This window comes from Pseudomonas sp. RIT-To-2, assembly GCF_029623465.1.
Taxonomy (GTDB): Bacteria; Pseudomonadota; Gammaproteobacteria; order Pseudomonadales; family Pseudomonadaceae; genus Aquipseudomonas; species Aquipseudomonas silvicola.
Window position 1 is genome coordinate 1 of the sequence record NZ_JAPYKM010000017.1, and the last position, 20,855, is coordinate 20,855.

The 20,855-nt window shown below is 62.5% G+C and carries 21 protein-coding genes; 9 read left to right on the plus strand and 12 right to left on the minus strand.

What is annotated here, in order from left to right:
* From QBK88_RS16500 to lptF, 3 genes are all read right to left on the minus strand, one after another.
* Positions 1–242, minus strand: a 242-nt coding sequence (locus QBK88_RS16500; protein WP_277962879.1) for a hypothetical protein, incomplete at its 3' end; no start/stop codon positions are given.
* A 363-nt stretch (positions 243–605) separates the two neighbouring features.
* A complete protein-coding gene (gene lptG, locus QBK88_RS16505; RefSeq protein ID WP_268145292.1) occupies positions 606–1,667 on the minus strand; it encodes an LPS export ABC transporter permease LptG in 1,062 nt (353 codons plus the stop codon).
* Complete coding sequence (gene lptF / locus QBK88_RS16510) at positions 1,660–2,775, minus strand: LPS export ABC transporter permease LptF (RefSeq protein ID WP_277962880.1); 1,116 nt, start codon at positions 2,773–2,775, stop codon at positions 1,660–1,662. Before lptF ends, lptG begins: the two co-directional genes overlap by 8 nt.
* Before the next feature lie 306 nt (positions 2,776–3,081).
* On the opposite strand from lptF, the gene QBK88_RS16515 reads away from it, so the two are divergent.
* From QBK88_RS16515 to rlmF, 5 genes are all read left to right on the plus strand, one after another.
* Positions 3,082–4,572 (plus strand): leucyl aminopeptidase, encoded by a 1,491-nt coding sequence (locus QBK88_RS16515; protein WP_277962881.1) that lies wholly within the window; start codon positions 3,082–3,084, stop codon positions 4,570–4,572.
* A gap of 63 nt (positions 4,573–4,635) precedes the next feature.
* Complete coding sequence (locus QBK88_RS16520) at positions 4,636–5,064, plus strand: DNA polymerase III subunit chi (protein ID WP_277962882.1); 429 nt, start codon at positions 4,636–4,638, stop codon at positions 5,062–5,064.
* 7 nt (positions 5,065–5,071) lie between these two features.
* Positions 5,072–5,452, plus strand: coding sequence for a DNA polymerase III subunit chi (locus QBK88_RS16525; RefSeq protein ID WP_277962883.1), 381 nt, complete (start codon positions 5,072–5,074; stop codon positions 5,450–5,452).
* Between the two features lie 132 nt (positions 5,453–5,584).
* The gene (locus tag QBK88_RS16530) at positions 5,585–8,431 is read left to right on the plus strand and encodes a valine--tRNA ligase (RefSeq protein WP_277962884.1); all 2,847 of its coding nucleotides are present in this window, start codon (positions 5,585–5,587) and stop codon (positions 8,429–8,431) included.
* A gap of 127 nt (positions 8,432–8,558) precedes the next feature.
* On the plus strand, positions 8,559–9,500 hold the full coding sequence (gene rlmF / locus QBK88_RS16535) for a 23S rRNA (adenine(1618)-N(6))-methyltransferase RlmF (protein ID WP_277962885.1): 942 nt from the start codon (positions 8,559–8,561) through the stop codon (positions 9,498–9,500).
* 162 nt (positions 9,501–9,662) lie between these two features.
* Here rlmF and QBK88_RS16540 read toward each other — a convergent pair whose 3' ends face one another.
* Positions 9,663–9,944 carry an HU family DNA-binding protein gene (locus QBK88_RS16540; protein ID WP_008371316.1) on the minus strand — a complete coding sequence of 94 codons (282 nt, stop codon included), beginning with the start codon at positions 9,942–9,944 and terminating at the stop codon, positions 9,663–9,665.
* Positions 9,945–10,353: 409 nt separating this feature from the next.
* Here QBK88_RS16540 and yejK point away from each other — a divergent pair, with 409 nt between their 5' ends.
* The 3 genes from yejK to QBK88_RS16555 all read left to right on the plus strand — a co-directional run bounded on the left by yejK (position 10,354) and on the right by QBK88_RS16555 (position 12,558).
* Complete coding sequence (yejK, locus tag QBK88_RS16545; RefSeq protein WP_268145306.1) at positions 10,354–11,361, plus strand: nucleoid-associated protein YejK; 1,008 nt, start codon at positions 10,354–10,356, stop codon at positions 11,359–11,361.
* Positions 11,362–11,365: 4 nt separating this feature from the next.
* On the plus strand, positions 11,366–11,719 hold the full coding sequence (locus tag QBK88_RS16550) for a glutaredoxin family protein (protein ID WP_277962886.1): 354 nt from the start codon (positions 11,366–11,368) through the stop codon (positions 11,717–11,719).
* A 236-nt stretch (positions 11,720–11,955) separates the two neighbouring features.
* Positions 11,956–12,558, plus strand: coding sequence for a hypothetical protein (locus QBK88_RS16555; RefSeq protein WP_277962887.1), 603 nt, complete (start codon positions 11,956–11,958; stop codon positions 12,556–12,558).
* A gap of 173 nt (positions 12,559–12,731) precedes the next feature.
* On the opposite strand, the gene QBK88_RS16560 is transcribed toward QBK88_RS16555, so the two are convergent.
* Positions 12,732–13,667 (minus strand): glutathione S-transferase family protein, encoded by a 936-nt coding sequence (locus QBK88_RS16560; RefSeq protein ID WP_277962888.1) that lies wholly within the window; start codon positions 13,665–13,667, stop codon positions 12,732–12,734.
* A 64-nt stretch (positions 13,668–13,731) separates the two neighbouring features.
* Complete coding sequence (locus QBK88_RS16565) at positions 13,732–14,043, minus strand: GIY-YIG nuclease family protein (RefSeq protein WP_277962889.1); 312 nt, start codon at positions 14,041–14,043, stop codon at positions 13,732–13,734.
* A 200-nt stretch (positions 14,044–14,243) separates the two neighbouring features.
* Between QBK88_RS16565 and QBK88_RS16570 the strand changes: the two genes are divergently transcribed.
* Positions 14,244–15,155, plus strand: a complete 912-nt coding sequence (locus QBK88_RS16570; protein WP_277962890.1) for a hypothetical protein — start codon at positions 14,244–14,246, stop codon at positions 15,153–15,155.
* On the opposite strand, the gene QBK88_RS16575 is transcribed toward QBK88_RS16570, so the two are convergent.
* The 6 genes from QBK88_RS16575 to QBK88_RS16600 form a co-directional block, all read right to left on the minus strand.
* Complete coding sequence (locus tag QBK88_RS16575) at positions 15,156–15,629, minus strand: nuclear transport factor 2 family protein (protein ID WP_277962891.1); 474 nt, start codon at positions 15,627–15,629, stop codon at positions 15,156–15,158.
* Between the two features lie 104 nt (positions 15,630–15,733).
* A complete protein-coding gene (locus QBK88_RS16580; protein ID WP_277962892.1) occupies positions 15,734–16,960 on the minus strand; it encodes a CynX/NimT family MFS transporter in 1,227 nt (408 codons plus the stop codon).
* A 15-nt stretch (positions 16,961–16,975) separates the two neighbouring features.
* A complete protein-coding gene (locus QBK88_RS16585; RefSeq protein ID WP_277962893.1) occupies positions 16,976–17,632 on the minus strand; it encodes a FadR/GntR family transcriptional regulator in 657 nt (218 codons plus the stop codon).
* Positions 17,633–17,790: 158 nt separating this feature from the next.
* Entirely contained in the window at positions 17,791–18,555 is a 765-nt protein-coding gene (locus QBK88_RS16590; protein ID WP_158157103.1) for an amino acid ABC transporter ATP-binding protein, read from the minus strand.
* 10 nt (positions 18,556–18,565) lie between these two features.
* On the minus strand, positions 18,566–19,666 hold the full coding sequence (locus QBK88_RS16595) for an amino acid ABC transporter permease (RefSeq protein ID WP_277962894.1): 1,101 nt from the start codon (positions 19,664–19,666) through the stop codon (positions 18,566–18,568).
* A gap of 10 nt (positions 19,667–19,676) precedes the next feature.
* On the minus strand, positions 19,677–20,855 hold the full coding sequence (locus QBK88_RS16600; RefSeq protein WP_277962895.1) for an amino acid ABC transporter permease: 1,179 nt from the start codon (positions 20,853–20,855) through the stop codon (positions 19,677–19,679).

Sequence of the window (20,855 nt, forward strand, 5' to 3'; positions counted from 1 at the left end):
GCTAAAGCCTCGGGCCCTGCGGCTGCCCTCTGGTCGACACCGGAAGAAGGCCCAGGCGCTTTATGGGGCGGCACATCAAAAGCAAAAGCAAAAGCAAAAGCAAAAGCAAGATCAAAAACGGAATCAAAAGCCAGGGCGCGGCCGCCCTCGCAGCGCAGCGTCAGCTTCTGCTGTGGCTTTTGCTTTTGCTGTGGCTTTTGATCTTGCTGTTGATCTACCGCCCCTTTAAGCGCCTGGGCCACCTTCCGGCGTCGACCGGGGGGCTGCCCGCAGGGCCCGAGGCTTCAGCCGAGGAACGGCCCCGGCAAGCTTCTATAGCCGGGGTCGTTTGCCCCCTGGTCGGCGTCGGAAGGTGGGTACCCGGAGCGCAGCGCAGGGCCCCAGCAGGGGCGAGCCCTTTTTGGTTACTTTTTGGGGCGACTGCCAAAAAGTGACCCGGCGTAAGGCCGGAACCGCCGGTGGTCGCGCCCAACCCATTGGATATGTGTGCGATCCCCTTAGAAGCGTGGCTTTAGAAGCGTGGCTTTTCAACCTGAGTACATAGCCCACAGCCCCCAGCGCAAAAAAAAACCGACCCTGAGGTCGGCTTTCTCTAGTCGCTGAACTTAACCCGCCCTGCGCAGCAACCACCACCCAAGCACCGCACACACCAACGACGGAATCACCACCGCCAGCAACGGCGGAAACCCGAACACCAGGCTCGACGGCCCGAGCAAGTCCTGCACGATACGGAAGGTAAAGCCCACCAGCACGCCAGTGAACACCCGCTGCCCAAGGGTAACCGAACGCAGCGGACCGAAGATGAACGAGATCGCCATCAGCACCAACGCCGCGGTCACCAACGGCTGCAGGATCTTGGTCCAGAACGCCAGCCAGTACTTGGTGTTGTTCAGGCCCTGGTCCGACAGGTAGTGAATGTAGCCCCACAGACCACTGATCGACAGTGACTCGGGCGCCATGATCACGGTGCTCAGCAACTGCGGAGTCACCGACACATCCCACTGTTCCGCAGGCGTGTTGACCACCTCGGTGCGGTCACCATGGAACACGGTGGTGGCCACGTCGGACAGGTTCCAGTGGCCATCGGTGTACTGGGCCTTCCTGGCGAAACTGGCGGTCTTGATGTGGCGCTCGTCATCGAAGGTGTAGCGGGTCACGCCATACAGCAGGCCAGCCGGCTGCACGGTGTTGATGTGAATGAACTGCTGGCCCTCGCGGTGCCACAGGCCATGGCGGCCGCTTTGCGCGTCGCCGATGCCCTGGGCCAGGGAACGATCTGCCTGGGCCTTGGCTTCCGTGACGGGCGCCACGTATTCACCGATCAGCAGGCCGCACACCATCAGCACCAGCATAGGCTTCATCACCGCCCAGACGATACGTGCGATGGACACACCCGCTGCGCGGATGATGGTCAGCTCACTGTTGCTGGCGAGGCTGCCCAGGCCGATCAGGCAGCCAATCAACGCTGCCATCGGCAACATGTCGTAAAGCCGGCGTGGGGCGGTCAGCAGCACATACCAGGAAATGTCCAGCAGGCCATAGGTAGCGCTGATGTCACTCATCTCGTCGATGAACGCGAACAGCGTGGCCAGGCCGAGGATAACCCCCAGCACGGCCAGGATGGCCATCAGCACACTGCTGCCGATGTGGCGGTCGAGCTTAACCATGGGCCACCTCCGTCGCCGCGCGACGGCTGGCCAGTTTCAGGCGCAGCGGCTCCCAGTACATCAGCCCAAGGCCGATGATCAGGAACAGCCCGTGCACCCACCACAGCCCCAAGGCCGAATGCAGCCTGCCCTTCTCCATGGCGCCACGGGCGGAAATCAGGACGGTGAGGTAGGCCATATACAGAAGAATCGCCGGCAGCAGCTTGAGGAAACGACCCTGGCGCGGGTTGACCCGTGCCAGCGGGACCGCCATCAGGGTCACGATGAACACCAGCAGCGGCAGCGACAGGCGCCATTGCAGCTCGGCCTTGTCGTCGGACTCGCCGCTGAACAGCTTGCTGCTGGGAATGGCGTCACGGTCGGTGACTTCTTCACTGACTTCGGGCTTGGGCAGCATCACGCCGTAGGTCTGGTACTGAATGGCGCGGTAGTCGGCCTGGCCGGGGATGCCATCGTAACGGTAGCCGTTGTCCAGGATCAGGTAGCGGCTGCCATCGGGGCGGCGCTCCTGACGGCCCTTCTCACCCAACAGCAGGGTGATGCCGCGGTCCTTGGCGTCCTGGCCCAGGCGCTTCTGCGAAATGAACACGCCTCCCAGGTTGATGCGGTCGTCACTCATGGTCTCGGTGTAGGTCACCCGGCTCTCATCGCGCAAGGCCTGGAAACGGCCAGGCTCGAGGGTGTCGAACTCGGTCATGGCGTCCTGCTGGTTGAGCACCTGGGAAAACTGCTGCGCACCCAGGGGCGCCAGGCTCAGGCTAAGCCAGGCGACGAGGATGGCCACCACCGTGGCCGGGGCCATGGTGTAGGCCAGCAGGCGCTGCTGGCTCATGCCAGTGGCGGCCAGCACGGTCATTTCACTTTCCAGGTACAAGCGGCCATAGGCCAGCAAGATACCCAGGAACAGGCCAAGGGGCAGGATCAACTGCAGGAAACCCGGCAGGCGATAGCCCATGATCAGGAACAGCACGCCTGGGTCCAGGGCGCCCGAGGCGGCCTGGGCCAGGTACTTGACGAAGCGCCCGCTCATGATGATCACCAGCAGTACCGCGCTGACGGCACTGAGGGTGAGCATGACTTCACGGGACAGATAGCGGAAGACGATCAAACCAGACACTCCAGGGTTGTCAGGCTCAGACGGCCGAACAAGGGATACATAGCGGCCACTCCGGTGGCAGGCGCGCGCAGGGCGAACCGTGGAAAAAGTCGGCGCATTATCCTGTGATTGGGCCTGCCTGTCACTTCGCGTGCGCATACAGTTGCGCAAACCCGCGCCCAAGGGTTGTCAGGGCGCGTCGGCAAGGCTCAAACTGGGGACTTTGGCCTGGCCGCCACAGGGTCGAGCCAGGCAGTTTCACTTTGGCGCATCCCATTAGAGGCCGCGCACACCGACAGTTCATTAGGGGACCCGGAAATGGAATTGGTTGTAAAAAGCGTAAGCGCTGAAAGCCTGAAGACCGCGACCCTGGTCGTCGCCGTTGGCGAAGGTCGTGTACTGGGCAATGTCGGCAAGAAAGTCGACGAACTCAGCGGCGGCGCCCTGACCACCGTGCTCAAGCGCGGTGACCTGACCGGCAAGCCGGGCCAGACCCTGTTGCTGCACAGCCTGCCCGGCCTCAAGGCCGAACGCGTGTTGCTGGTGGGCACCGGTGCCGACGAGCTGCTGGGCGACCGCGCCTGGCGCAAACTGGGCGCCGCCGTGCTGGGTGCGCTGAAGAACCTGGGCGGCACCGACGCCGTGCTGGCGCTGGACGAACTGGGGGTCAAAGGCCGCGATGCCTACGGCAAGGCGCGCCTGCTGGCCGAGACCCTGCAGGACGGCGAATACGTGTTCGACCGGTTCAAGAGCAAAAAGGCCGAGCCTCGCGCCCTCAAGAAAGTCACCCTGCTGACCGACAAGGCCAGCCAGGCTGACGTAGAGCGCGCCGTGGCCCACGCCAGCGCCATCGCCACCGGCATGAGCTTCACTCGCGACCTGGGCAACCTGCCGCCCAACCTGTGCCACCCTACGTTCCTTGCCGAGCAGGCCAAGGAACTGGGCAAGGAGCACAAGAACCTCAAGGTCGAGATCCACGACGAGAAGAAACTCAAGGAACTGGGCATGGGCGCTTTCCTGGCCGTGGCTCAGGGCAGCGAACAGCCACCGCGCCTGATCGTGCTCAACTACCAGGGCGCGAAGAAGTCCGAGAAGCCGTACGTGCTGGTGGGCAAGGGCATCACGTTCGACACCGGTGGCATCAGCATCAAGCCTGCGGCCGGCATGGACGAGATGAAATACGACATGTGCGGCGCCGCCAGCGTGTTCGGTACTCTGCGTGCCGTGCTGGAACTCAAGCTGCCGGTCAACCTGGTGTGCCTGCTGGCCTGCGCGGAGAACATGCCCAGCGGCAGTGCCACTCGCCCGGGCGACATCGTCAGCACCATGAGCGGCCAGACCGTGGAAATCCTCAATACCGACGCCGAAGGCCGCCTGGTGCTGTGCGACACCCTGACCTACGCCGAGCGCTTCAAGCCCCAGGCGGTGATCGACATCGCCACCCTGACCGGCGCCTGCATGGTAGCCCTGGGTGCGCACACCTCGGGCCTGATGGGCAACAACGACGAACTGGTGGAACAATTGCTGGAAGCTGGCAAGGCCGCCGACGACCGCGCCTGGCAACTGCCGCTGTTCGATGAGTATCAGGAACAGCTGGATTCGCCGTTCGCCGACATCGCCAACATCGGCGGCCCCAAAGGCGGCGCCATCACCGCAGGCTGCTTCCTGTCGCGCTTCGCCAAGAGCTACCACTGGGCACACCTGGACATCGCTGGCACCGCCTGGGTCAGCGGCGGCAAGGACAAAGGCGCCAGCGGCCGCCCGGTGCCCCTGCTGACCCAGTACCTGCTGGACCGCGCCGGCGTTTGACACACCTGGCCGGACTGCCCCGGCAGGACCGGGCAGTCCGGCCCCACGTGTGATAGGACCGAAATGACCAAAGTCGATTTCTATATTCTGCCCAGCCCGCTGCCTGCGGCGCGGCTGGATTTCGCCTGCAAGCTGGTGGAAAAGGCCTGGCGCCTGGGCCACCGGGTGTATCTGCACTGCAGCGACGCCGCGCAGCGCGAACAGCTCGATGCGCGCCTGTGGGCCTTCAAGGGCGAAAGTTTCGTGCCCCACAGCCTGGCAGAGGAAGACCCCGAGGCAGTGATCGCCCTGGGCCTGGCCGACGCCCCCGCGTCCCACCAGGACCTGCTGGTGAACCTGGACCTCAAGGTGCCCGCCTTCGCCGGCCGCTTCGCCCGCGTGGCCGAAGTGGTGGTCGAAGACCCTGCTATTCGTCAGGCGGCACGGGAGAGTTTCCGTTTCTACCGCGAACAGGGCTATCCTCTGCAAGATCACCGCTTACAGCGACTCTGAGCCAACGATGGACACTGCGAAAAAAATGCCCAAGTCCGCGCACCTGCTGGATGACCTCGAATCGATCCGCAAGCTGCTCGGCGACGACACCCTGCAACCGCCGCTGCTGACCGAGACCGTGGTCAGCGACGAACAGATCCCCCTGCTCTTCGACCAGCTCGAAGCACAGACCCAGGCCGAGGCCGAGGCCGCCGCCATGAAGCCAGCCCCTGAACCACCCACCCCGGCACAGAACCGCCAGGACACCCTGCTGCACCTGGACGCCGAACTGCGCGCTGCCGCCCAGTTGATCATGCAGGACGTGATCGACGACTTCGCGCCGCACATCGAAACCGAAATCAAGCGCCGCCTCGAAGCCCGGATGGAACGGCTGCTGCAGCAGCCATAGCGGCAAGCGGCAGGTTGGAAGGTGCGAGAGAAGAATGGCCCGGACCTTCTTGCAGCTGGTAGCTTGAAGCTTGCAGCTGCCGCTATACTAATCGGCTTTCCTGAATAAATGCCTATTAGGGTCCCGCCGAGCATGGATAAGACCTACCAGCCGCACGCCATTGAAACTTCCTGGTACCAGACCTGGGAGTCCGAGAACTATTTCGCTCCGCAAGGCGCGGGCGACTCGTACACCATCATGATCCCGCCGCCGAACGTCACCGGCAGCCTGCACATGGGCCATGGTTTCAACAACGCGATCATGGACGCCCTGATCCGTTTCCGCCGCATGCAGGGCCGCGACACCCTGTGGCAGCCGGGCACCGACCACGCCGGTATCGCCACCCAGATGCTGGTAGAGCGCCAGCTCGAAGCCCAGGGGCAGAACCGCCACGACCTGGGCCGCGAGAAATTCCTGGAGAAGGTCTGGGAATGGAAGGACCAGTCCGGTGGCAATATCAGCCGCCAGATCCGCCGCCTGGGCTCGTCCGTGGACTGGAGCCGCGAGCGTTTCACCATGGACGACGGCCTGTCGGAAGCGGTCAAGGAAGCCTTCGTTCGCCTGCATGAAGACGGCCTGATCTACCGCGGCAAGCGCCTGGTCAACTGGGACACCAAGCTGCACACCGCCATTTCCGACCTGGAAGTGGAAAACCACGACGAGAAAGGCTCGCTGTGGAACCTGCGCTACCCGCTGGCCGACGGCGCCAAGACCGCTGAAGGTCTGGATTACCTGATCGTCGCCACCACCCGTCCGGAAACCATGCTCGGCGACGCCGCCGTGGCCGTGAACCCGAACGATGAGCGCTACAAGGCCCTGATCGGCCAGTTCGTCGAGCTGCCCCTGGTGGGCCGGCGCATCCCGATCATCGCCGACGATTACTGCGACCCTGAGTTCGGTACCGGCTGTGTGAAGATCACCCCGGCCCACGACTTCAACGACTACGAAGTCGGCAAGCGCCACAACCTGCCGCTGCTGAATATCTTCGACAAGAATGCTGCCGTGCTGCCGGCCTGCCAGGTGTTCAACTTGGACGGTACGCTGAACGAAAGCATCGACGGAAAGATCCCGGCCGAATATGCCGGCCTGGACCGCTTCGAGGCGCGCAAGCAGATCGTCGCCGCCTTCGACGCTGCCGGCCTGTTGGTCAGTGTCGACGACCACGCGCTGAAAGTGCCGAAGGGCGACCGCTCGGGTACCATCATCGAGCCGTGGCTGACCGACCAGTGGTACGTGTCCACCAAACCACTGGCCGAGCCTGCGATCGCAGCTGTCGAAGACGGCCGCATCCAGTTCGTCCCCAAGCAGTACGAAAACATGTACTTCTCGTGGATGCGTGACATCCAGGACTGGTGCATCAGCCGTCAGCTGTGGTGGGGCCACCGCATTCCAGCCTGGTACGACGAGGCCGGCAAGGTCTACGTAGGCCGCAGCGAAGAGGAAGTGCGCGCCAGGCACGGCCTGGGCGCCGACGTGGTCCTGAACCAGGACAACGACGTACTGGACACCTGGTTCAGCTCGGGCCTGTGGACCTTCTCCACCCTGGGCTGGCCGGAACAGACCGAGTTCCTGAAGAAATTCCACTCCACCGACGTGCTGGTCACCGGTTTCGACATCATTTTCTTCTGGGTCGCCCGGATGATCATGCTGACCATGCACCTGGTGAAAGACGAGGACGGCACACCGCAAGTACCGTTCAAGACCGTTTACGTGCACGGCCTGGTGCGCGACGGCCAGGGCCAGAAGATGTCCAAGTCCAAGGGCAATGTGCTTGACCCCCTGGACATCATCGACGGCATCGAACTCGAAGCCCTGGTGCAGAAGCGCACCACCGGCCTGATGCAGCCCAAGCTGCAGAAAGCCATCGAGAAGCAGACCCGCGCCGAATTCGCCGACGGCATCGCCAGCTACGGCACCGACGCCCTGCGCTTCACGTTCTGCTCGCTGGCTTCCACTGGCCGCGACATCAAGTTCGACATGGGCCGCGTCGAAGGCTACCGCAACTTCTGCAACAAGATCTGGAACGCGGCGCGCTACGTGCTGGACAAGGGCGAAGACTGCGGCCAGAACGGGGAAGCCTACGAACTGTCCCTGGCTGACCGCTGGATCATTTCGCAGCTGCAGCGCACCGAAGCCGAAGTGACCCGCCAGCTGGACCAGTTCCGCTTCGACCTGGCAGCCCAGGCCCTGTACGAGTTCATCTGGAACCAGTACTGCGACTGGTACCTGGAACTGTCCAAGCCTGTGCTGTGGGACGAGAACGCGCCGGTCGAGCGTCAGCGCGGCACCCGTCGCACCCTGGTGCGCGTACTGGAAGTGGCCATGCGCCTGGCGCACCCGTTCATGCCGTTCATCACCGAGGAAATCTGGCAGCGCCTGGCGCCGCTGGTCGGTGCCGAAGGCAAGACCATCATGCTGCAACCGTGGCCAGTGGCTGTGGAAGCGCGCATCGACCAGGCGGCGGAGGACGACATCGAATGGCTCAAGGGCCTGATGCTGGGCGTGCGCAACATTCGTGGCGAAATGAACATCGGCCCGGGCAAGCCCCTGGCGCTGTTCCTGAAAAACGCCAACGCCGAAGACCAGCGCCGCCTGGTGGAAAACGAGACCCTGCTCAAGAAGCTGGCCAAGCTCGAATCCATCACCGTGCTGCAAGCCGGCGCCGAAGCACCGCTGAGCGCGACCGCACTGGTGGGCGAGCTGGAAGTGCTGGTACCGATGGCCGGCCTGATCGACAAGGACGCGGAACTGGCGCGCCTGGACAAGGAAATCCAGCGCCTGCAAGGTGAAGTGCAACGGGTGGGCGGCAAGCTGTCCAACGCCGCCTTCGTCGACAAGGCACCGCCGGCGGTCATCGACAAGGAACGCGCCAAGCTGGCTGAAGCCGAGCAGGCCCTGGGCAAGCTCGCCGAACAGCACGCGCGCATCGCCAGCCTGTAATTCTCAGCGGGCCCATGTGGGACCGGGCGGAGCTCGGGAAGGGGGCGCCGCGGTATAGCAGATATACCGCGGCGCTCTTTTCCCGAGCTTCGCCCGGTCCCACATTCACTTCTACCGGAGCGCGCACATGTCCGCCCCCAGCAAACCCGGCTTCCACCCCCGCAACCGCCATCAGGGCCGTTACGACTTCCCCCAGTTGATCAAGACCAGCCCCGAGCTGGGCCAGTTCGTGATCCTCAACCCCTACGGCAAGGAAAGCATCGACTTCGCCAACCCGGCGGCGGTGAAGGTGTTCAACCGCGCCCTGCTCAAGGCGCTGTACGGCATCCAGCACTGGAACATCCCCGACGGCTACCTCTGCCCGCCCATCCCCGGGCGCGCCGATTACATCCACGCTGCCGCCGACCTGCTGGCCGAACTCAACGGCGGCGAAATACCACGCGGCGCCTCAGTGCGCGCACTGGACATCGGCGTGGGTGCCAACTGCATCTACCCGCTGCTGGGCCATGCCGACTACCGTTGGCAGTTCGTGGGCTCTGACATCGACAAGGTAGCCCTGGCGTCGGCCAAGGCCATCGTCCAGGCCAACAAGCTCGACAAGGGCATCAGCTTGCGCCAGCAGGGCAATACCAAGCACATCCTCAGCGGCCTGCTGAAGGCTGACGACCGCTTCGACCTTACCTTGTGCAACCCACCCTTCCATGCCTCGCTGGAAGAGGCCACACGCGGCAGCCAACGCAAATGGCGCGCGCTGGGCAAGGCCGACCCCAAGCGCAAGCTGCCGGTGCTCAACTTCGGTGGGCAGAACAATGAGCTGTGGTGCGAGGGTGGGGAAATTCGTTTCGTCACCCAGTTGATCAGCGAAAGCGTGGCGGTAGGCCAACAGGTGCTGTGGTTCAGCACCCTGGTGTCCAAGGCTACCAATGTGCCACCGATCCAGGTGGCGCTGAAAAAGGCCGGTGCCGTGCAGGTGCGCGTGGTGGAAATGGGCCAGGGGCAAAAACAGAGCCGTTTCGTGGCCTGGACCTTTCAGACTGAAGCGCAGCAGCAAGCCTGGTTCAAACCCTGACGCCATCGCGAGCAAGCTTTGCCCCCACAGGGTTGCGGTAAACACCGTGGGAGCAAAGCTTGCTCGCGATGAGGCCGGCAGTGTCGATGAAGACTCTGCAGGCACAAAAAAAGCCGTGACCGGGTCGCCCCGGTCACGGCTTTTTAACGACTGGTTACAAAATTACTTGTTAACCGAATCAGTCAGCACTTTGGCTGGAACAAACTTGACGACTTTCTTGGCGGCGATTTCGATCGGGGCGCCAGTCGAAGGGTTGCGGCCGGTACGAGCTGGACGCTCGGTGATTTTCAGCTTGCCAATGCCTGGCAGAGTGATTTCGCTGCCATTTTCCAGCTGGTCGGCAACGATCTGGCCCAGTTGCTCGAGAGCATTGCGCGCGGTGGTTTTTGGCGCGTCGATGGCTTCAGCGATGTCGGCGATCAGTTGGTCTTTGGTCAATGCCATGGTGGTGTTCCTTCCCTATCAAATTCAGTTGGATTGCAGAGTGCAACATCAGTCAAAAACGCCGTAACCCCCAGGGTTCGGCAATCGGTCTACAGCCACGCCAATCGCGAATGTAGATGCACAAATCGGTATTTGGTTCGACCTGACGGCAGCTATCTGCGGGCGATGCGCCCTTATGGAGCGCAAGACCGGGCAAAACTAGCACACAGAAACAGAAATATCCGCCACTACCTGGCCATTTGTTCAGGTTTATCGCCCGATTGATTGAAAAATAGACAAAAGTCTCGATTTCACGGCCTGAAATGACCGCGCCGGGCCGCCAAACCCCCAGTTGCGTTACACTTGGCGCCTTTGCACAAGGCCGACACGCTCGCCCTTGGCCTTCCCCTTTCGACGCACCGAGAAGCCCATGCCGATCCGTCACAGCATTGTCCATTTGATCGAAAAGAAACCCGACGGCACCCCTGCCGTGCTGCACGCCCGTGATTCGGAACTGGGCGAGTCCCAGGCCATCGAAAACCTGCTGGCCGACCTCAATGACAACTACAACGCCAAGCAAGGCAAGGCCTGGGGGCTGTTCCATGCAGAGTCCGGTGCCCACCCCTTCAGTGGCTGGTTGAAGCAGTACCTGGATGCCGAGCAGGATTTCACCGCGTTCAGCCGCCAGGCCGTCGAGCACCTGCAGAAGCTGATGGAGGAGTCCAACCTGTCCACCGGTGGCCACGTGCTGTTCGCGCATTACCAGCAAGGCATGACCGACTACCTGGCCATCGCCCTGCTGCACCACAGCGAAGGCGTGGCGGTGAATGCCGAGCTGGACGTGACGCCCTCGCGCCACCTGGACCTGGGCCAGTTGCACCTGGCCGCGCGAATCAATATCTCCGAGTGGCAGAACAACAAGAACTCCAAGCAATACATCTCGTTCATCAAGGGCAAGAACGGCAAGAAAGTCTCGGAATACTTCCGTGATTTCATCGGCTGCCAGGAAGGCGTCGACGGCCCGGGCGAGACCCGCACCCTGCTCAAGGCCTTCAGCGACTTCGTCGAAAGCGAAGACCTGCCCGAGGAAGCCGCCCGGGAGAAGACCCAGGCACTGGTGGACTACGCCACCAGCCAGACCAAGCATGGCGAGCCCGTGGCCCTGGAAGAGCTTTCCGGGCTGATCGATGAGGACCGCCCACGGGCCTTCTACGACCACATCCGAAACAAGGACTATGGCCTGTCCCCGGAGATCCCGGCGGACAAGCGCACCCTCAACCAGTTCCGCCGTTTCACCGGCCGCGCCGAAGGCCTGTCCATCAGCTTCGAAGCGCACCTGCTGGGCTCCAAGATCGAGTACGACGAAGAAGCCGGTACCCTGATCATCAAGGGCCTGCCCACCCAGCTCACCGACCAGCTCAAGCGCCGCAAGGACTGAGCGGGTGCTGAACAAGACACTCAAGCGCGTGCTGCCGATATTGCTGGTCGTGGTGATCGCCCAGCAGTGGGGCAAGATCGAAGCGTTTTTCAGCCCCACCTCGCAACTCACCGCACAAGCCAGGGCTCACGCCCAGGTCACACTGTATTCGACGCGCTGGTGTGGGTACTGCAAGGACTTTCGCCGGTTTCTGGATCGCCAGGGGGTGGCCTACCAGGAATTCGACATCGACAAGGACACCCAGGCGCGCCAGCGCTATGAAGCGCTGGGCGGGCGAGGTATTCCCATGCTGGATGTGAATGGCGTGCTGCTGCGTCAGTATGACGAGGGGCAGATACTCAAGGCTTTGCAACCGTAGCAAAGCGAGGCCTTCGGGCGTCCCTGATCAGCCATGCAAAAACTCGAACAAATCTATTCAACAAACAACGATTGAAACTTTCATAACTTCACACCTTCAACACTTCATTTACTGTCAAATATACCAGTATTCACGCCTACCTCTCCCGGCTACCATCGCCCCTGCCGACGGCACTCTGCCTCGCACAACCGAACGAACTTACTGGGCACGCCCAATTACAATTCATGAGGTTCAACATGACAAAGCAATTTGTTCCCGGCCGCGTAGTCACCCTTGAGTCAGTAACTGCAGGGCATCACGGCCACCCCTTCATCGGCGAGCCCGCTCTTGAAGGCGCTGCAAGTTATGCATCGGGATCGAGCGTGAATGTGATCTCAGTCTCTCCTCCTGCAAGCATCACCATCAACAGGGCGACCGAAGATGACGTACATCTTTTTCAATCACTCGCGCCACTGCAGCGCAAGACCTTCATCCGTGTTGACAGGCTGCCACTGCAAGTCGTCAATCGAAACTATCTTGGGGAATACATTCCCAGTAGTATCGACTATGCGACCCCTGTTCGAGGCATATTCTTCAGGATACTACTGAAACACTTCGATGATCCTCAATACTACTATGGGGTCTCCGATGTTCAAACTCTGGACGCTGCGTCGGGATGGCAAGTGGGTCATCTGATAGCAAGCTGGGAAGAAGGAGGCGTTGCGCTGGTCAAGAAAGGACCGGTCACCCAAGGTACGATCCCGGCAGGCTGGTTATCGGACGTAGCGTTCGGCGCCAGCAACTTGCCTTACATACGTCTCAGCCTTGAGACCAAAGTTGATATCATTGTTGATCTATAGTGAATGCATGCAGGGAAGTTAAGGTCTGGCAACTTGACCGTGACTTCCCTGGCTCATTGCAGGCGCAGCCGGACTTCACCGAATAGCCCCTAACCTGCGTCGGCGCCGACCAGCCTGCTCCCCAATAAACACACCCCACTGGCTATGACAAGCAGCCTGTGAAGCGCCTCGCATCAGTGTTTGTCGAGTTTGAAACCCAGCCGCGGGAAGTGCACATGCACCGTCCCCGCACGCGGATCGTCCCTGCGCACGATCAATTCCTCACGCCCCGCGAACAAGAGCTCGCCCGCTACCGGGTCGACGCCATAGTCGACGGCGGCGACGGTCACCTGGTCCCCTGGCTTGAAACCGTTGAGGTCGATGAAGTCATCGACCGGCAACGGCGCCGGCACACTGGTGCGTGCCACCGTCAACGCCTCCTCGGCGCTCAACTCACTGTAGGCGCCATGACCGAAGCCCAGCACCCGGCCCAGCCAGGCGTGCACCGCGGGGTATTCGTCGACCAGGGGCGAAGTCACCGGTGTGCCTTTGAGGAACCACAGGGGATGAGCCAGCGCGAAGTCGGCAACCGACGGCTCGCCGAACAGGTAATCACCCACCTCGCGTTGCAGTTGCTGTTCCAGCCGCGCCATGAACACCGGCCACTGGTGCTTGGCCTGTTCCAACGGGACGCGCGTGGCCGAGCCACCGCTGAACAACTGCGCACGGTCGGCGATGAAGGCCTTCACCGCTTCCGGGGGCAGGCGCGCGAAGCGCACAGCCACGGACTCGGGCTGGAACACCAGGCTCACCGCGTGCCTGAACAATTCCGAATCGGCCCAGGCGGCGAACGTGGCCACGGTCATTTCCTGGCCCTCCGGGAAAAACGCCGGCAGGGCTTTCTCCTGATCCAGGCGGCGAGCGATCAGCGCGGTGTCGCAGTAGATGTCCGCGCCTACCTGAAGCACAGGGGTCTTGCGGTAGCCACCGGTGAGCGCTACCAGGTCAGGCTTGGGCATGACCGGTGAGATCAGCACGGAACGCCAGGACAGGCCCTTGAAACCCAGCATCAGGCGAGTCTTTTCGGCGAACGGGGACGTGGGGTAGTGGTGAAGGATCAGCTCGGTCATCTTCGGCTCCGCCGCAGGGCTAAAAACTCAAGCTTACTCCCGCTCCCAGACAGGGCCTAGCCACTCAGGCCGATAGTGGCTCATCAACCGGATCAATTGGCACCCAGGACGCCACCAGGCGCTCCTTGGCGCTTTTGCGCAGGCGCTTGATCAAGCGCTCCTGGCGCAAGGCCTCGCCCTTGTCCGGCCAGCACTCCACGTACACCAGCGCCACGGCGGGGCTGGAACTGAAGAAACGCGCGCCCTTGCCGCTCTGGTGCTGGCTGAAACGGCGCCGGGGGTTGTCGCTGATCCCGCAATACAGCGAACCATTGGCCGCGCGGACCAGGTAGACATACCAGGGTTTGCCTGGCGAAGGGACTGTAGGTTCGTTCACACCGGCAAGACCATGCTGAAGACGATGAATTCTACCCATTCTGACAGGGAAGGTTACCCTTTCTCACGGTTCCTACGGCACCGAGGGGGCCTCCAGCGGGACACCGTCGTGCTTTCAGGCCTGCGGACAGCCATTGGGCGACATACCGCGGCGAGGCAGAAAAATAGTGTGGGTGGCTCATCCCTCACGAGGCCTTTACCATGAAAAACACCCTGACCCCACGCCACCTGCTGGCGTGCCTGGCAAGCCTGACACTGGCGCCCTTCGCCCTGGCGAATGTTGGCGATGATACTGCCCAGGCGATGACAACCTACTACAACGACACACCTGAGCACTGCAACGAAAAGCCGGCGTTCAGGTGCTCCGGGCTGTTGCTGCGCGCCACCACCCCCTCAGACCATTACTTCACCTGGGACCATAGCCCTGGCACCCTGCAGAAGCAGGCAGCATCGTTTTCCTACCTGCGCGCTGACGCGGCCTTTGACCGGCTGGCCGAAAGCGGACGCAGTGGCTACACCCTGTTCCCTGCCGACTACAAACCTGCTGGCAACCTGGGGTACAAGGTGATGTGTGCCTACCCCACCGACGGGGACAGCTGGAAACGCGATAAAAGCGGTTGCGGCGACAACAAGCGCACCCCCGAAATAACCGAAGCCTTGTGCGACAAGCTCGGTATCACCACCGCCGAGCAGTGGGTCAGCCATTACCGCGAATCACCGGACCCGCTGGTGGAAGATCGCTGGGCAGGCAACCCCGACTACCGCTACGCCAGCCAGTGTGCTTTCGACGTGCGCAGCAAGGACCTGCGCCGTAATGCCGAGTACTTCTACCAGAGCGTGCGGGTGATGCAATTGATGAACGACCGGCCCTTCGCGTGGAATGAGGTCATGATCCAGGCCTGGGACCAAACGAAGTTCGCCGAGTTGCCGATCCAGTCGTTCTTCCACATCGAAGGCAAGGGCGGCCTGGGCGATGCGCAGAAAGTGCAGAAGCAGTGGCACGACAAGACCGGCACATTCATTCCAGTGATCGGTATCCGCTTGCCCTCCCGGCTGGAAGCGGCCAGGTTCACGTACCGCGAGCAGGATCAGCACCCTCTGGTGCCGCGCTGATCAGGCCGTTGCCGCCTGGAAGGCGCGCAGCCCCTTGAGCGCCTGCTGCCGCACCTTGCCCTTGAGCAACGGTGTCCAGCCCAGCAGCAGGCCGGGGGTACCCAGGGCCTGGCGCGACCAGCGCCAGAAATCGAAGTGATCGTGGTGTTCGCAGATCTTGCCGTCACGGAAAACGAAGCGGGCATGGATGTGGTTCACCACCGTGCGGCCGGTCTGGCTGAACAGGTATGTGGCGGTCCAATTGGCACTGCCGTGGTGGTCGCCGGCGTGGACATGGTCGAAGGTCAACGAAAAGTCCTTGGCCCGCGCTGCGAGCATGCGCCACATGTCGCCCGCATCCTTGCCGCGCAGCGTTCCGAAAGCCGGGTCACTGAACACCACATCGTCGGTGTAACTGGCGGCCATGGCTTCGGCGTCCAGGCGCTGGAAAGCCAGGTAGAAACGGGTGATCAGGGCTGCGTTGGCTTCGCTCATGGGCAGGACTCTGGTTGAAGTCCTGCCATCCTAGCAGTTCCGCCCGGCAATGCACCGCATCGCGCCTCATGCCCTTTCAGATGCAGGACCAGGGCATGTCGGTTTCAGATCTTTTCGCTGGTGACGTTCACGTGCAGCGACCGGCCAGCGCCCATGCCCGCGACGATCGCCAGGGTGCCGATCACCGCGAAGATCCAGCCCACCGCGTCCCAGCCGCCACTCCAGTCATGCACCAGGCCCACGGCCAGCGGCCCCATGGAGGCCAGCGTGTAACCGACACCCTGGGCCATGCTCGACAGGTTGGCCGCCACGTGGGCATCGCTGGCGCGCAGTACGATCAAGGTCAGGGCTACGGCGAACATGGCGCCCTGCCCCAGCCCCAGCACCACGGCCCAGAACCACAGCCCGCCCAGCGGCGCGTAGAGGCAGCCGAACAAGCCCGCCAGGGTCAAGCCCATCACGGTAACGATAGCGACGCGCTGGTCACGGCCGCGGGTGGCCAACCACGGTGCGATCAATGAGCTGCCCAGCTGTATAAGGATGGAGAACGACAGCACCAGCCCCGCTTCGGCAGCATCCAGGCCGCGCCCCATCAACATCGACGGCAACCAGCCAAACACGATGTAGGCCAACGACGACTGCAACCCCATGAACAGGGTCACCTGCCACGCCAGCCGGTCACGGAACAGGCCACGCACCCGGTAGCGCGCATGGTGGGCGCCATGCCGGGCCCGCGTCTGGGGCAACCAGAACACCGCAGCCAGCAGCGCGGGCACTACCCAGAACCCCAGCCCCATGGCCCAGCGGTGGCCGAAGGCCTCGGCCAGGGGCACGCTGGCGCCAGCGGCCAGCGCCGCGCCAAGGCACAGCGCCATGGTGTAAACGCCCGTCATGGTGCCTGCCTGCTTGGCAAAGTCCCGCTTGACGATACCCGGCAACAGCACACCAATGATGCCAATACTGGCCCCGGACAGAATACTGCCGGCGAACAGGCCGACCACCCCCAGCTGGCTACGCAGGGCGATGCCCGCCGCCAGCACCAGCAGGATGCCCAACACCACGCGTTCGGCGCCAAAACGCCGGGACAGCATGGGCGCCAACGGCGCGAACAATCCCAGGCACAACACGGGCAGCGTGGTCAAAAGCCCCGCGGTTGAACCACTGAGGCCCAGGTCATGGGACACCTGCCCCAGCAACGGCGCCATGCTCGAGAGCGCCGGGCGCAGGTTCAGGGCCACCAGCACCAGGCCCAGCAGCAACAGCCAGGGCCGCGGCACGGCGGCAGTTTGATCGGCAGGCATCTTCAGCGCCTCGGTGGTTGGAGTGGACATAAGACAGTTCCTCGATCAAAGGTCCGGGCAGTCGATCAGCGCGCGGCAGATCGACATGGCCCGTTCCGGGTCGCTTGCTTCAATGGCGGCCAGCAGCTCGCCGTGCAAGTCGAATACGTGAGTATTGCGGGGGGTGTGGTTGAGCGAATGCAGAATCGCCTCGCCGACAACGCTGGAGAAAAACCGGTACAGCTGACTCAACGTGGGGTTGTGCGCGGCGTCCACCAGCAAGCGGTGAAACACCAGGTCGCAGGCAATGTAGCTGTCGAGGTCAGTGTGGTAGTGGGCGCCACTGTGCTTGAGCGCGGCATGCAGCGCTTGCAGGTCTTGCTCAGTACGCCGCCGGGCGGCCAGGCCGATGGCTTCCACCTCGATGATGCGCCGGGTTTCCCGGGCCTGTTCGATGGAGCAGTTGGACAGCGCCTTCAGCGTATCGAACGGGTCGACGCTGCCGCGCAGGTAGCTGCCATCACCCTGCCGGATCTCGATCATGCCGCTGAAGGCCAGCACGCGCATGGCTTCACGTACGGTGTTGCGGCTAATGCCCAATTCCAGGGCAAGCTCCGGCTCGGTGGGCAGGCGCTGGCCTACGGCCCAGTGGCCGCGGGTAATGCGGTCGCGTAACTGGTCGAGGGCCTGGTCGACCAGGGAGCGCTTGATCAGGGTGGACATCGTCCAATCATCCGATGAATTTAAATAGATAGGTAGGGTAAAGAACGGGGCATAGCTAGGCAAGACAAATTGCTAGCCATTTGTCGGCAGGAGAGTCCGCTGCTACCGGATCGCGGGGATAAAAAACCCGGCACGTGGCCGGGTTCTGGGGGGGGAGGTCAGTGCAGAATCTGACTCAAGAACAACTTCGTCCGCTCGTTCTGCGGGTTGTCGAAGAAGTCATTGGGCGCTGCCTGCTCGACGATCTCACCCTTGTCCATGAAGATCACGCGGTTGGCCACGGTGCGGGCGAAGCCCATCTCGTGGGTCACGCACAGCATGGTCATGCCGTCTTCGGCCAGGCCGATCATGGTGTCGAGTACTTCTTTCACCATTTCCGGGTCCAGCGCCGAGGTCGGCTCGTCGAAGAGCATGATCTTGGGCTTCATGCACAGGGCCCGGGCGATGGCCACGCGCTGCTGCTGACCACCGGAGAGCTGGCCCGGAAACTTGTTCGCCTGCTCCGGGATGCGCACGCGCTCCAGGTAATGCATGGCGATTTCCTCGGCCTTGCGCTTGGGCATCTTGCGCACCCACATGGGGGCCAGGGTGCAGTTCTGCAGAATGGTCAGGTGCGGGAACAGGTTGAAGTGCTGGAACACCATGCCCACTTCCCGGCGGATCGCTTCGATCTGCTTGAGGTCGTTGGTCAGCTCCACGCCATCGACCACGATGCGGCCCTGCTGGTGCTCTTCCAGGCGGTTGAGGCAGCGGATGGTGGTGGACTTGCCCGAGCCCGACGGGCCGCACAGCACGATGCGTTCGCCCTGCTTGACGTTCAGGTTGATGTCTTTCAGTACGTGGAACTGGCCATACCACTTGTTCACGCCCTGCATCTGGATAATGCCATCGGCGCCCACAGGCTGTTTGATTGCTTCGCTCATGATGACACTCCTAACGCTTGTGGCCAGTGTCCAGCTTGCGCTCCAGGTGCACGGAGTAGCGGGACATACTGAAACAGAAAATCCAGAAAACGACGGCGGCGAACACATAGCCTTCGGTGGCCATGCCCAGCCATTTGGGGTCGGCGGCGGCTTGCTTGACGCTGTTGAGCAGGTCGAACAGGCCGATGATGATCACCAGGCTGGTGTCCTTGAACAACGCGATCAGGGTGTTGACGATACCCGGAATCACCAGCTTGAGCGCTTGCGGCAGAATCACCAGGCCCATGCTGCGCCAGTAACCCAGGCCCATGGCCGAAGCGGCTTCGTACTGGCCCTTGGGAATCGCCTGAAGGCCGCCACGCACTACCTCGGCCACGTAGGCCGACTGGAACATGATCACGCCGATCAGCGCCCGCAGCAGTTTGTCGAAGCTCATGCCTTCAGGCAGGAACAACGGCAGCATCACCGACGACATGAACAGCACGGTAATCAGTGGCACACCGCGCCAGAACTCGATGAACGTGACACATACCACCTTTACCGCCGGCATCTTCGAGCGCCGCCCCAGGGCCAGCAGGATGCCCAATGGCAAGGCGCCGGCGATGCCCACGGTGGCGATGACCAGGGTCAGCATCAGGCCGCCCCATTGGCTGGTGGCCACGTTTTCCAGGCCGAAGAAGCCGCCACGCAACAGGATGAAGGCAACGATCGGGTAGACCACCAGGAAGCTCAGGCCGTACACCACCTTGCGCGGGATGCGCGGGATGAACAGCGGCGCGGCGCCCAGCACGGCCAGCCACACGGTCAGGTCCACGCGCCAGCGCAGTTGCGGCGGGTAGTAACCGTACATGAACTGGCCAAAGCGCTGTTCGATGAACACCCAGCAGGCGCCCGCCTTGGTGCAGTCTTCGCGGGTGGTGCCTACCCAGTTGGCGTCCAGGAACGCCCAGCTCAGCAGCGGTGGCACGATCAGGTAGATCAGGTATAGCGCCAGCAGGGTCAACAGGGTGTTGAACCAGCTGGAAAACAGGTTGGTGCGCATCCAGGCGACAGGGCCGACCGCCATGTTGGGCGGGGGCATATTGGGTTTGAATACATGCGACGTCGTCATGGGCGTTTCCTCACCGCTCGATCAGCGCAATGCGCTTGTTGTACCAGTTCATCAGCAGGGAAATGCTGATGCTGATCGCCAGGTACACGCTCATGGTAATGGCGATGACTTCGATGGCCTGGCCGGTCTGGTTGAGCACTGTGCCGGCGAAGAGCGAAACCATTTCCGGGTAACCGATACCGGCGGCCAGGGAAGAGTTCTTCGCCAGGTTCAGGTATTGGCTGGTCAATGGCGGGATGATCACCCGCAGCGCCTGGGGAATGATCACCTTGCGCAGGGTAGGCCCGGGGCGCAGGCCCAGGGAGCGGGCAGCCTCGGTCTGGCCGTGGCTCACCGACTTGATGCCCGAGCGCACGATCTCGGCGATGAACGCCGCGGTGTACACCGTCAGGGCCAGGGTCAGGGCCAGCAGCTCGGGGATCATGACCCAGCCACCGACGAAGTTGAAGCCGCGCAGCTCTGGCATTTCCCAATGCACGGGGCTGCCGAACACCAGTACGCTCAACGCCGGAATGACCACCAGCAAACCCAGGCCGGCCCAGAACTTGTGGAACGGCACGCCGGTGTCTTCGAAACGCTTGTTGGCCCACTTGACCATCACGCCAATGGCCACGAACGCCACCAGCACGGCAATCAGGAACGGCCACATGCCATCGGCCTTGAGGGCGGCCGGCATGTTCAGCCCGCGGTTGCTGACGTAGAACATGTTCCACAGGTTATGGCTGCCCCGTGGCCCTGGCATGGTCAGGAACACGGCGAAGTACCAGAACAGGATCTGCAGCAGCGGCGGAATGTTGCGGAAGGTCTCCACATACACAGTGGCCAGCTTGTTGATCATCCAGTTGGGCGACAGGCGCGCCACGCCGATGACAAAGCCCAGCAACGTCGCCAGGATGACGCCGATGAAGGTCACCAGCAGGGTGTTGAGCAAGCCGATGACGAACACCCGCGCGTAACTGTCCGACTCGGTGTAGTCGATCAGGTGCTGGGCGATACCGAACCCGGCACTGCGTTCAAGGAAGTCGAAACCGGAAGTGATGCCGCGATGTTGCAGGTTGGTCTGGGTGTTGTGAAACAGGTACCAGCCCAGGCCGACCACCACCACAATGGTAATGATCTGGAATAGCCACGCACGCACACGTGGATCGGTCAGGGAAAACCCTTTGGGTGCGCCGATTTGATTTTGCAT